Genomic DNA, 11,776 nt, shown 5'->3' on the forward strand with positions numbered 1-11,776 from the left:
ACCCAGGTGGCACGAGGTTTGCTTGTCATAGCCGGCACGCGCCGCGTAAACAGGCGCCCACCTGATTGACACTCTTCCAGCCCGGAGGCTCGCAGTGAAATCGAAGAAATGGTTCTCCCTCAGCATCGGCGCCCTGCTCCTGGCCGCCGCCTTGCCCGCCACGCAGGCCCTGGCCCAGACCAAGGGCGGCACGCTGAACATGATCGTCCAGCCCGAACCGCCCGTGATCGTCACGGCCATCAACCAGCAAGGCCCAACCCAGTTCGTCGCCGGCAAGATCTACGAAAGCCTGCTGACCTACTCGACCGACCTGAAACCGCAGCCTGGCCTGGCCAAATCGTGGGAAGCGTCGCCTGACGGCCTGACCTACACCTTCCACCTGCAGGACAACGTCAAATGGCATGATGGCAAGCCCTTCACCGCCGACGACGTCGTCTTCACGCTGTCGGACATGCTGCCCAAGACCCATGCGCGGGCCCGCGTGATCCTGAACAAGTTCGTCGATTCGGTGCAGGCGCCCGACCCCAAGACCGTGGTCATCAAGCTGAAGTCGCCCTTCCCGGCCTTCATGCTGATGTTCGAGCCCGGCTTTGCACCGATGATGCCCAAGCACATCTACGCCGGCACCGACTACATGACCAACCCGGCCAACCAGAAGCCCATCGGCACCGGCCCCTTCATGTTCAAGGAATGGAAGCGCGGCGAATACATCAAGCTGGTGCGCAACCCCGACTACTGGAAGCCGGGCATGCCCTACCTGGATGAACTGGTGTTCAACGTGATCCCGGATGCGGCCTCGCGCGCGGTGGCGTTCGAGCGCGGCAGCGTGGACGTGCTGCGCGGCGGCGACGTCGACAACGTCGACATCAAGCGCCTGCGCGCGCTGCCCAAGGTGGAATACACCACGGCCGGCTGGGAGATGTTTTCGCCCCAGGCCTACCTGATCTTCAACATGCGCAAGCCGCCGTTCGACAACCTGAAGGTGCGCCAGGCCGTCATGGCCGCGATGAACCGCAACATGGTGGTCAACAACATCTTCTTCGGCCTGGGCAAGGTGTCCACCAGCCCGTTCGTGACGACCGAGATGTTCTATGACAAGAACATGCCGCCCATGGCCTTCGACATGAAGAAGGCGCGCGAACTGATCAAGGAATCGGGCATCAAGCCCGGCGACTACACCATCCGCCAGTTGAGCTTCCCGTACGGCTCGACCTGGGACCGCCTGGGCGAATACACCAAGCAGGCGCTGGAACAGCTGGGCTTCAAGGTCAACCTGGAATCGACCGATGCGGGCGGCTGGGCCAGCCGTACCGGCAACTGGGACTTCGACCTGACCACCAACTTCACCTACCAGTACGGCGACCCCGCGCTGGGCGTGCAGCGCCTGTACATCTCGTCCAACATCGTCAAGGGGTCGCCGTTTGCCAACGTGCAGGGCTACAGCAACCCCGAGACCGACAAGCAATGGGAAGCGGCGGCGTCCGAAGTCGACCCGGCCAAGCGCCAGGCGCTCTACACGCAACTGCAGACCACGCTGGTCAACGAGGTCGCCAACGGCTTCCTGGTGGACATGGAATTTCCCACGCTGTATCGCGCCAACGTCAAGAACCTGGTCAAGACCGCCATCGGCCTGAACGAGTCGTTCGACGACGTCTACATCGAGAAGTAAGCGCCGCACACCGCCACCGGGGCCGGCACCCCGGCGGCGGCGCCCGGCCGCGCGACGGACACCCGCGCCCGTCCACGGAGGACCTTGAGCATGAAATTCCTGTCTTTCCTCGTATCCCGCATCGGCAAGGCCCTGGTGGTCGTGCTGGGCGTGGTCATCATCAATTTCTTCCTGATCCGCCTGGCGCCCGGCGACCCCGCCGCCGTGCTGGCGGGCCAGGCGGGCGCGGGCGATGCCGCCTATGTCGAACAGTTGCGCGTGGCGTTCGGGCTGGACAAGCCCGTGCTGACGCAGCTGTTCCTGTACCTGAAAGGCGTGGTCCAGCTGGACCTGGGCTTTTCCTACCGCAACCACGTGCCGGTGCTGGACCTGATCGTCGAGCGCCTGCCCGCCACCTTCCTGCTGATGTCCTGCGCCTTCGTGTTCTCGATCGTGCTGGGCGTGCTGCTGGGCGTGGTGGCCGCCAAGGCGCGCTACCGCAACAAGCGCCGCTGGATCGACAGCTCGGTCATGACCGGCGCGCTGCTGCTCTACGCGACGCCGCTGTTCTGGCTGTCGCTGATGGGCATCCTGCTGTTCTCGGTGGTGCTGGGCTGGCTGCCGGCCTTCGGCATGGAAACCGTGGGCGCCGGCCTGACCGGCTGGGCCCGCGCAGCCGACATCGCGCAGCATCTGATCCTGCCGACCGTCACGCTGGGCTGCTTCTTCATGGCCGTCTATGTGCGGCTGACCCGGGCGTCGATGCTGGAAGTCATCGGCATGGACTTCGTCAAGACGGCGCGCGCCAAGGGCGTCAGCCCCAGCCGCGTCATCCGCGCCCACGTGCTGCGCAACGCGCTGTTGCCCGTCATTACGTTTGCCGGCATCCAGCTGGGCCAGATGGCTGGCGGCGCGGTGCTGACCGAGACGGTGTTCGCCTGGCCCGGCATCGGCCGGCTGATGTTCGATGCGCTGCTGCAGCGTGACTACCAGCTGCTGCTGGGCATTTTCCTGGTGACCTCGATCATGGTGGTGGTGTTCAACCTGCTGACCGACGTGCTGTACCGGCTGATCGATCCGCGCATCGGCGCGGGCGCGCAACAAGGAGCCGCCGCATGAGCCCCTTTGCCCGACGCTATATGCGCAACTACGGCGCGGTGGCCGGCCTGGCCATCATGCTGGTCGTCGTCATCGTGGCCCTGGCCGCGCCGCTCTTGTACCCGGATTCGCCGTGGATGATGGTGGCCGACCCGCTGATCCCGCCGTTCACCGACGCGGCCTACCCGTTCGGCACCGACATGCTGGGCCGCGACATCACCGCCGGCCTGGTGTGGGGCGCCCGCGTGTCGCTGATGGTGGGCTTGCTGTCCACCACCGTGGCGCTGGTGTTCGGCATCGTGGTGGGGTCCATCGCCGGGTATTGCGGCGGCCGCGTAGACGATGCGCTGATGCGCTTTACCGAGTTCTTCCAGACCATTCCGCAGCTGGCCATGGCCGTGGTGCTGGTGGCCATCCTGAGCCCGTCGGTGTATTCCATCATGGGCGCCATCGCGGTGGTGTCCTGGCCCCCGGCGGCGCGCCTGGTGCGGTCGGAATTCATGACCCTCAAGCAGCGCGAGTTCGTGCAGGCGGCCATCGTCATCGGCCAGACGCCGGCCCGCATCGTGGGCACGCAGATCCTGCCCAACGCCATGTCGCCCATCATCGTGTCGGCCTCGTTCATGGTGGCGACCGCCATCCTGACCGAATCGTCGCTGTCCTTCCTGGGCCTGGGCGACCGCAACCTGATGAGCTGGGGCTTCATGATCGGCGCGGCCCGCACCATGATCCGCGAAGCCTGGTGGATGAGCGTGTGGCCGGGCGTGGCCATCCTGCTGACCGTGCTGGCCATCAACCTGATCGGCGAAGGCCTGAACGACGCCCTCAACCCGCAACTGCGCAAGCGCGGCGAATAGGAGACCGGCATGAACGCATCCACGCCCCTGCTTTCCATCCAGAACCTCAGCATCGCGCTGCCCAGCGGCGGCGACCGCCCGTTCGCGGTGCAGGACGTCTCGTACGACATCCATGCCGGTGAAATCCTGTGCATCGTCGGCGAATCCGGCTCGGGCAAGTCCATGAGCGCCAACGCCATCATGGGCCTTCTGCCCGACTACCTGACGCCGCAGCAAGGCCGCATCCTGTTCCGCGGCACCGACCTGCTGCAACAGGACGAAGCCACCCTGCAGGGCATGCGCGGCAAGGACATGGCCATGATCTTCCAGGAACCGCTGTCGGCGCTGAACCCGCTGATGACGGTGGGTGAACAGATCAGCGAAGTCATGCGGGTGCACAACGCCTACCCGGGCGCCGAGCGCATGAAACGCACGCTGGACCTGCTGGCGTTCGTCGGCCTGCCGGACCCGGCCACGCTCTATCACGTGTACCCGTTCCGGCTGTCCGGCGGCCAGCGCCAGCGCGTCATGATCGCCATGGCCCTGGCGCTGGAACCCGCGCTGCTGATCGCCGACGAGCCCACCACCGCGCTGGACGTCACCACCCAGGCCCAGATCCTGGCGCTGATCGCCCGCATCCAGAAGGAAAAGGGCATGGGCGTGATGTTCGTCACCCACGACTTCGGCGTGGTGGCCGAGATCGCGCACCGGGTGGCCGTCATGGAAAAGGGCATACTGGTCGAACAGGGTCCGGCCGACGAGGTGCTGAACCGGCCGCGCCATCCGTACACCCAGCGCCTGATCGCCGCCGTGCCGCACCGCCGCGGCGAAGAACGCGCCGCGGCTGCCGACGACCGGCCCGTGCTGGAAGTCAAAGACCTGAAGAAAACCTACGTCATCGGCCACGGCTGGCTGGGCAACAAACGCGAAGTGCATGCGGTGGACGGCGTGAGCTTTAGCGTGCGCCGCGGCGAAACGCTGGGCATCGTGGGCGAATCGGGGTCGGGCAAGTCCACCATCGGCAAATGCCTGCTCAAGCTGGTCGGCATCAATGGCGGCCAGCTGATCTTCAACGGCCAGGACATCGCCGCCCTGCCCGAGTCGCGCTTTCGGCCGCTGCGCAAAGATATCCAGATGATCTTCCAGGACCCCTTTGCGTCGCTCAATCCGCGCCACACCGTGGGCCGAATCATCAGCGACGGCCCGGTGGCCAACGGCGTGCCGCGAGCCCAGGCCGAGGCCCGGGTGCGCGAGCTGCTGTCGCTGGTGGGGCTGGACCCGTCGGCGTTCGACCGCTATCCCAACCAGTTCTCGGGCGGCCAGCGCCAGCGCATCGGCATCGCGCGCGCGCTGGCGCTCGAACCCAAGGTGCTGGTGGCCGACGAATCCGTGTCGGCGCTGGACGTATCCGTGCAGGCCCAGGTGCTGCAACTGCTGCACGACCTGCAGCAGCGCCTGAAGATCGCGCTGGTGTTCATCACCCATGACCTGCGCGTGGCCGCCCAGATCTGCAATTCGGTGCTGGTCATGCACCGCGGCAAGGTGGTGGAATACGGATCACCCAGCCAGATCTTCGACAACCCGCAACACGCCTATACGCAACAACTCATCGCCGCGGTGCCCGGCCAGCACTGGGATCCCACCCAGGCGCAGGCCGCCGCCTGAAAGCGGCATCAACCAGGAGACTCGACCATGCAACGCCCCGCTGCCATCCCGACCGTCCAGATCGACAACGCCCAGGTCACCGTGACCGAATGGCGCTTTCCGCCGGGCGGCGAGACCGGCTGGCACCGTCACGGCATGAACTACGTGGTCGTGCCGCAGACCACCGGCCCGCTGCTGCTGGATACGCCCGACGGCCCCATCACCAGCCAGCTCACCACCGGCGTGGCCTACTACCGGCCGGTGGGCGTCGAGCACAACGTCATCAACCCCAGCGACACCGAATTCGTGTTCGTCGAAATCGAAATCAAGCAGGCGGCCTGACGCCCCCTCGACAAGGATCATCATGAAGGCGTTTTTCTCGGAAGAACAGCTGCTGCACTCGCCCCAGCAGTTCATGCGGCTGGGGCGCATCAGCGCGCCGACCGACCTGCCCTCGCGCGCCGAAAGCCTGCAAAGCGCGCTGGCGGCGCGCGGCATCACGGTTCAGGCTCCGTCGGATTACGGCCGCAAGCCGCTGGAAGGCATCCACAGCCAGGACTACCTGGACTACCTGGAAACCGCGTATGCCCGCTGGCAGGCCATGAAGGCGCCCGGCGTGGACCCCGGCCCGGAGGTGCTGCCGAACCTGTCGCCCTACTACAACGGCCGCGTTGAAACGGCCGGGCGCGGCCCCTGCCCGTCGCCGTCCATCGTGGCGCAGACGGGGTATTACCTGAGCGACCTGTCGTGCCCCATCGGCCCGCAGACTTGGCGGTCGGCGCTGCGCTCGACCCACAGCGCCGTAGCCGCGGCCGATCACGTTGCCGCAGGCGGCAAGCTGGCCTATGCGCTGTGCCGGCCGTCGGGCCACCACGCCCACCGCGACCGCGCCGGCGGCTTCTGCTACCTGAACAGCAGCGCCGCGGCCGCCAGCCGCCTGCTGCAGACCTGGTCCAGGGTGGCGGTGCTGGACGTGGACGCGCATCACGGCGACGGCACCCAGAACATCTTCTACCAGCGCGCCGACGTCATGACCGTGTCGCTGCACGCCGACCCCGCTGGCTACTACCCGTTCTACACCGGCTATGCGCACGAACGCGGCCACGGCCCGGGCGAAGGCTGCAACCTGAACCTGCCGCTGCCGCACGGGTCGGGCAACGACGTCTTCCTGAAGGCGTTGGACACGGCCCTGGCCGCGCTGGCCGGGTACGCGCCCGAGGCCCTGGTGTTGGCGCTGGGATTCGACACCTACAAGGACGACCCCATCAGCGTGCTCAAGCTGGACATCGGCGCCTACCGCGACATCGGCGCCCGCGTGGCCAGCCTGGGCGTGCCGACGGTGGTGGTGCAGGAAGGCGGCTATATGGTCCAGGCGATCGGCCCGGCGCTGGACGCTTTCCTGCAAGGCATGAGCGAAGGCGGCGCCTGAGCGGACCATGACCCTTCCCTCATCGGCGGCGCCTGCGCCGGGCGCCGCAGCAACGGCTGCCGCAGCGTCGGCTGCCGCAGCCACGCCCACGGGATCGCGCCGCAGCGGCATCCTGCTGTTCTTCGCCGCCCTCATGGCCTTTGCCACGTTCGACGCAGGGTCCAAGCAGCTGTTGACGTATTACCCGGCGCCGTTCCTGAACGTCATGCGCTACATCGCGGTGGCCACGCTGGCGCTGGCGATGCTGTGGCGCCACCGCGGCCAGCGCCTGCGCGATGCGCCGCAAAAGCCGCTGCTGGTACTGCGCGGCGTCATGTTGGCCACGGTGGCCAGCTGCTTCATGACGGCGCTGATCTGGATGCCGCTGTCCGAGGCCACGGCGATCTACTTCACCTCGCCGCTCATCATGGTGGCGCTGTCGCCCTGGCTGCTGGGCGAGCGGGTCAGGGCGGCGCAATGGACGGCCGTGGCGGCGGGCTTTGCGGGCATGCTGCTGATCGTGCGGCCGGGGTCCGACCTGCCGGTGCTGGGCACCGTGCTGATGGCGATATCGGCCGTCAGCTATGCCTTCTTCCAGGTGCTGACCCGCAAGCTGTCGGGCAAGGTCGACGGGCCGGTGCAGTATGCCTACACCGCCTTCATTTGCCTCATCGCCACGGCGCTGCCCGCGCCGTTCTTCCTGCCCGATCCCTGGCCCCCCGCCATCGACATGACGCTGATCGTGGCCTTGGGTGCATGCAGCGGCCTGGCACAGATTCTGTTGATTGCCGCGTTCCAGCGCGTGTCGGCCGCGACCCTGGCGCCGCTGAACTACTTCCAGCTGCTGCTGGCCGTGGGTTTCAGCACGTTCTGGTTCCAGCGTCCGCCCGACGGTCTGGCGCTGGCCGGCATGGGCCTGATCATGGCATCGGGCGTGTTCCTGGCGTTGCGGCGGGCGAACTAGAGCCGGCGCTGATCGCCGCCACGCCCCCGGTGATCAGGTGGTTTCGCGCTGGACCAGGGTGAAGCCCAGATCCACGTGGGGCTGTTCGATGCCCTGCCCCGCCAGTTGCCGCAAGAGCAGTTGCGCGGCCTCTCGGCCGATCTCATAGCGCGGCGTGGCGACGGTGGACAGGGGCGGCGTGGTCCACGCCGTGCCCGCCAGATCGTGAAAGCCCACGATCGCCACCTGCGCCGGCACGCTCACCCCCAGGCGCCCGCATTGAAACACCGCGCCCTGCGCCAGGTCGTCGTTGCAGAAGAACACCGCATCGCAATCGGGATGCGTCGCCAGCAAGGTCTGCAACAGCGTCGCGCCCAGGCCGATGGACGATTTCTCGGGCGTCATGATTTCCAGCGACGGGTCGTACAGGCCGGCATCGCGCAGCGCCTGGCGGCCGCCTTCGCAGCGGCGCAGCGAACGCGGGTCCAGTTGTGCGCCGACGATGGCGATGCGCCGGTAACCGCGATCCACCAGATGCCGGCACGCCGCGTAGCCCGAATCGGCCTGCGAGAAGCCCACGCTCATGCCGTCGTCCCCAGCCAGCGTTTCGATCGTGTGCACGGTGGGCATGCCCTGGGCCCGCAGCAGATCCCACACGCCCGGATTGTGGTCGATGCCGGTCAGGATCAGGCCGTCGGGCAGATGCTGCAGGTACTTGCGCAGCAGCGCTTCCTCGGCGTCGGGGGAATAGCCGGTCACGCCGATCAGCAGGTGATAGCCCTGCGCGTCCAGCACGTCCTTGATGCCCGTGATGATGTCGATGAACACTGCATTGCTGAGCGAAGGAATCAGCACCACGATGGTCTGCGAACGCGACGACGCCAACGCGCTGGCCGCGTGGTTGGGCACGTAACCCAATTCCTGGCAGACCTGGGCAATGCGCAGGCGCAGCCCTTCGGCGACTTTGTCGGGGGTGCGCAGCGCGCGGGAAACCGTGATGGCGCTGACCCCGGCGCGGTCCGCGACCTCTTGCATGGTCACCCGCCCGGCTCGGGTGCTGCGCGGCTTTCGGATGGACATCGATCTTTCTGACCCAGTTGGCGAGCCCGTAGTCTGACGCAAAGCGGGGGGCTTGCCAAACCAAAAATGTTAGCGCTAACATCAGCACCGCACGACCTCATAAAAATCCGGAAAACGGAAACTGGAGACAAGAATGCATGGTTCCCCCAAGGGGCGGCCTGGCGGCACGCCGCTGGCCCGCGCCGCAGACTGGTGCGCCCGCCTGCAGACGTGGCTGATGGTCGCCTGCCTGGCCGTCATGGTGGTGCTGCTGTTCGGCAACGTCGCCATGCGCTATCTGTTCAATTCCGGCATCAACGCGTCCGACGAAGTGTCGCGCCTGGCGTTCGTCTGGATGATCTTCCTGGGGTCGGTGCTGGCGCTGCGCGATCACCAGCACATCGGCGTCACGATGCTGGTGGACCGCTTCGGCCCCGCCGCCCGCCGCGTCTCGCACATCTTCTGTCAGTTGCTGATCCTGTGGGTGCTGTGGCTGATGGCCGAAGGCAGCTGGGTGCAGACCGTGATCGGCCTGGACACCCGCCTGCCCGTCACGGCCATGTCGCTGGCCGTCTTCAACGCCGCGGCACTGTATGCGGCCGTGGCGATGGGCCTGTTGACCCTGGTCGACCTGATACGCGTGCTGACCGGCGGTCCATTGCCGGCGGAATCCAGCCCCGAAGACCCGTCGGTCTGACCGGCCGCCCCTTCCCCCTTTCCGCCCTCCCGCCCGGACCCGCGCCATGATCCTGACCGTCTTCCTGCTCGTGCTGCTGGGGCTGATCGCCCTGGGCATGCCGATTGCCTTCGCGCTGCTGCTCAGCGCGATCGCCATGATGTTCCAGCTTGATTTCTTCGATACCCAGATCCTGGCGCAGAACATGCTGTCGGGCGCCAACAGCTTCACGCTGATGGCGGTACCGCTGTTCATGCTGGCCGGCGAACTGATGAACGCCGGCGGCATCTCGCGCCGCATCGTCAACCTGGCCAGCATGTTCGTGGGCCACATCCAGGGCGGCCTGGGCTACGTGGCGATCTTCGCCAGCGTGCTGCTCGCGGCCCTGTCCGGTTCGGCCGTGGCGGACGCCGCCGCGCTCGGTTCCCTGTTGATCCCCATGCTGCGAGAAAAAGGCTACGACGCCGGCCAGGCCTCGGGCCTGATCGCCGCGGGCGGCATCATCGCGCCCATCATTCCGCCGTCCATCTCGTTCATCATCTTCGGGGTCGCCACCAACGTCTCCATCACCAAGCTGTTCTTCGCCGGCATCGCCCCCGGGCTGATGATGGGCCTGACGCTGGTGGCGGTATGGACCTGGGTGGCGCGCAAGCATGGCGCCATCAAGCCCGCGCCGCGCCAGCCGTGGCGCGCCCGCCTGCGCGCCCTGCGCGAATCCGCCTGGGCGCTGATGCTGCCGGTCATCATCATCGGCGGCCTGCGCGGCGGCATCTTCACGCCCACCGAAGCCGCCGTGGTCGCCGCCGTGTATGCGCTGCTGGTCAGCCTGTTCGTCTACCGCGAGATCGGGGTGCGCGACCTGCTGCCGCTGTTCGTCAACGCCGCACGCACCACCGCCATCGTCATGTTCCTGGTGGCTGCCGCCATGGTCTCGTCGTACATGATCACCCTGGCCGACATGCCGCAGGACCTGATTGCGCTGCTGGAACCCGTGCTGGACCAGCCCAAGCTCTTGATGTTCGCCCTGCTGGTGCTGCTGACGCTGGTGGGCACCGTCATGGACCTGACGCCCACCATCCTGATCCTGGCGCCGGTGCTGATGCCCGTCGTCACCAAGGCCGGCATCGACCCTGTCTACTTCGGCGTCATGTTCGTCATGGTCGGCTGCGTGGGCCTGCTGACGCCGCCGGTGGGTACGGTGCTGAACGTGGTCTGCGGCGTTGCCCGCATCAATATGGAAACCATCTGCAGGGGCGTGTGGCGCTACGTCGTGGCCTACACGCTGCTGCTGGTTCTGCTGGTGATCTTCCCCGAGCTGATCACCGTTCCCGCAAGCTGGATGCACTAGGGTCCGCGACGCACGCCCGCGCCCCCCTGACAAGAAACCAAGGAGGAACACCATGTACAAGCCTTTGAAGACCCGCCTCATCGTGCTGGCCGCCGTACTGTCCTGCACCGTTGCCGGCGTCGCGGCCGCCGCCGACGTCAAGCCGCGGCTGATCCGCTTCGGCTACGGCCTGAACGACGAAAGTGTCCAGGGCCGCGCTGCCCGTTACCTGGCGCAGGAACTGGAAAAGATCAGCGGCGGCAAACTCAAGATGAAGACGTTCGGCTCGGCCAACCTGGGGTCGGACGAGCAGATGCAGGGCGCGCTGGCCGGCGGCGCGCAGGAAATGATGGTCGGGTCCACCGCGCCGCTGGCCGGCATGGTCAAGGAATTCGGCGTCTTCGACCTGCCGTTCCTGTTCAACAGCGAAAAAGAGGCCGACGCCGTGCTCGACGGCCAACTGGGGCAGGACCTGCTCAAGAAGCTGGAAGCCAAGGGCCTGGTCGGCCTGGTGTACTGGGAAAACGGCTTTCGCAACATGACCAATTCCAAGCGCCCCATCGTGCGCGCCGAAGACATGCAGGGCATCAAGCTGCGCGTGATGCAGAACCAGATCGCGCTGGGCGTCTTCAACACGCTGGGCGCCAACGCCGTGCCCATGCCGTTCTCGGAACTGTTCACCGCGCTGGAAACCCGCACGGTGGACGGCCAGGAAAACCCCATCACCACCATCCAGAGCAGCAAGTTCTACGAAGTGCAGCCCTACCTGACGATCACGCGGCACGTCTACACGCCCTGGGTGGTGCTGGCGTCCAAGAAATGGTGGGACAAGCTCTCGCCCGACGAACAGCGCCTGGTGCGCCAGGCGGCCGAGGCCTCGCGCGATTTCGAGCGCAAGGACAGCCGGGCCGATTCGCTGAAAGCCATGGGCACGCTGGAGCAGGCCGGCATGAAGATCAACACGGTGTCGCCCGAGGAAGTGGCCCGCATGCGCGAAAAAGTGCAGCCCGTGGTCGACAAGTACACGCAGGAGCTGGGGCCTGACCTGATCCAGCAACTGAACACGGAAATCAGCAAGGCGCGCAACTAGCCCCAGGGCCCTCTGGCTTGCGGCGTGCCCGCCGCGCCGCAAGCCTT

General features: G+C 66.7%; 11 protein-coding genes. 10 read left to right on the forward strand and 1 reads right to left on the reverse strand.

What is annotated here, in order from left to right:
* Positions 1 to 94 precede the first annotated feature (94 nt).
* The 7 genes from HV798_RS09690 (at position 95) to HV798_RS09720 (ending at position 7,598) form a co-directional block, all read left to right on the forward strand.
* On the forward strand, positions 95 to 1,669 hold the full coding sequence (locus HV798_RS09690; RefSeq protein ID WP_175192581.1) for an ABC transporter substrate-binding protein: 1,575 nt from the start codon (positions 95 to 97) through the stop codon (positions 1,667 to 1,669).
* Positions 1,670 to 1,759: 90 nt separating this feature from the next.
* Positions 1,760 to 2,767 carry an ABC transporter permease gene (locus HV798_RS09695; RefSeq protein WP_025135337.1) on the forward strand — a complete coding sequence of 336 codons (1,008 nt, stop codon included), beginning with the start codon at positions 1,760 to 1,762 and terminating at the stop codon, positions 2,765 to 2,767.
* On the forward strand, positions 2,764 to 3,603 hold the full coding sequence (locus HV798_RS09700) for an ABC transporter permease (protein ID WP_025135336.1): 840 nt from the start codon (positions 2,764 to 2,766) through the stop codon (positions 3,601 to 3,603). Before HV798_RS09695 ends, HV798_RS09700 begins: the two co-directional genes overlap by 4 nt.
* A 9-nt stretch (positions 3,604 to 3,612) precedes the next feature.
* Positions 3,613 to 5,247 carry an ABC transporter ATP-binding protein gene (locus HV798_RS09705; RefSeq protein WP_175192582.1) on the forward strand — a complete coding sequence of 545 codons (1,635 nt, stop codon included), beginning with the start codon at positions 3,613 to 3,615 and terminating at the stop codon, positions 5,245 to 5,247.
* Between the two features lie 27 nt (positions 5,248 to 5,274).
* Positions 5,275 to 5,568 (forward strand): cupin domain-containing protein, encoded by a 294-nt coding sequence (locus HV798_RS09710; protein WP_025135334.1) that lies wholly within the window; start codon positions 5,275 to 5,277, stop codon positions 5,566 to 5,568.
* A 22-nt stretch (positions 5,569 to 5,590) separates the two neighbouring features.
* On the forward strand, positions 5,591 to 6,655 hold the full coding sequence (locus tag HV798_RS09715; RefSeq protein WP_175192583.1) for a histone deacetylase family protein: 1,065 nt from the start codon (positions 5,591 to 5,593) through the stop codon (positions 6,653 to 6,655).
* 7 nt (positions 6,656 to 6,662) lie between these two features.
* A complete protein-coding gene (locus tag HV798_RS09720) occupies positions 6,663 to 7,598 on the forward strand; it encodes a DMT family transporter (protein WP_175192584.1) in 936 nt (311 codons plus the stop codon).
* Between the two features lie 33 nt (positions 7,599 to 7,631).
* Here the strand turns inward: HV798_RS09720 and gntR are convergent, their stop codons facing one another.
* Positions 7,632 to 8,657, reverse strand: coding sequence for an HTH-type transcriptional regulator GntR (gene gntR, locus HV798_RS09725; RefSeq protein WP_175192585.1), 1,026 nt, complete (start codon positions 8,655 to 8,657; stop codon positions 7,632 to 7,634).
* 133 nt (positions 8,658 to 8,790) lie between these two features.
* Here gntR and HV798_RS09730 point away from each other — a divergent pair, with 133 nt between their 5' ends.
* From HV798_RS09730 to HV798_RS09740, 3 genes are read left to right on the forward strand one after another with little or no spacing between them, the layout of a single operon-like run.
* Complete coding sequence (locus HV798_RS09730) at positions 8,791 to 9,333, forward strand: TRAP transporter small permease (RefSeq protein WP_175192586.1); 543 nt, start codon at positions 8,791 to 8,793, stop codon at positions 9,331 to 9,333.
* A 46-nt stretch (positions 9,334 to 9,379) separates the two neighbouring features.
* The gene (locus HV798_RS09735) at positions 9,380 to 10,660 is read left to right on the forward strand and encodes a TRAP transporter large permease (RefSeq protein ID WP_025135329.1); all 1,281 of its coding nucleotides are present in this window, start codon (positions 9,380 to 9,382) and stop codon (positions 10,658 to 10,660) included.
* A 52-nt stretch (positions 10,661 to 10,712) separates the two neighbouring features.
* Entirely contained in the window at positions 10,713 to 11,729 is a 1,017-nt protein-coding gene (locus tag HV798_RS09740) for a TRAP transporter substrate-binding protein (protein WP_175192587.1), read from the forward strand.
* The last annotated feature ends 47 nt before the right edge of the window (positions 11,730 to 11,776 follow it).

This window comes from Achromobacter deleyi (assembly GCF_902859705.1).
GTDB lineage: Bacteria > Pseudomonadota > Gammaproteobacteria > Burkholderiales > Burkholderiaceae_B > Achromobacter > Achromobacter deleyi.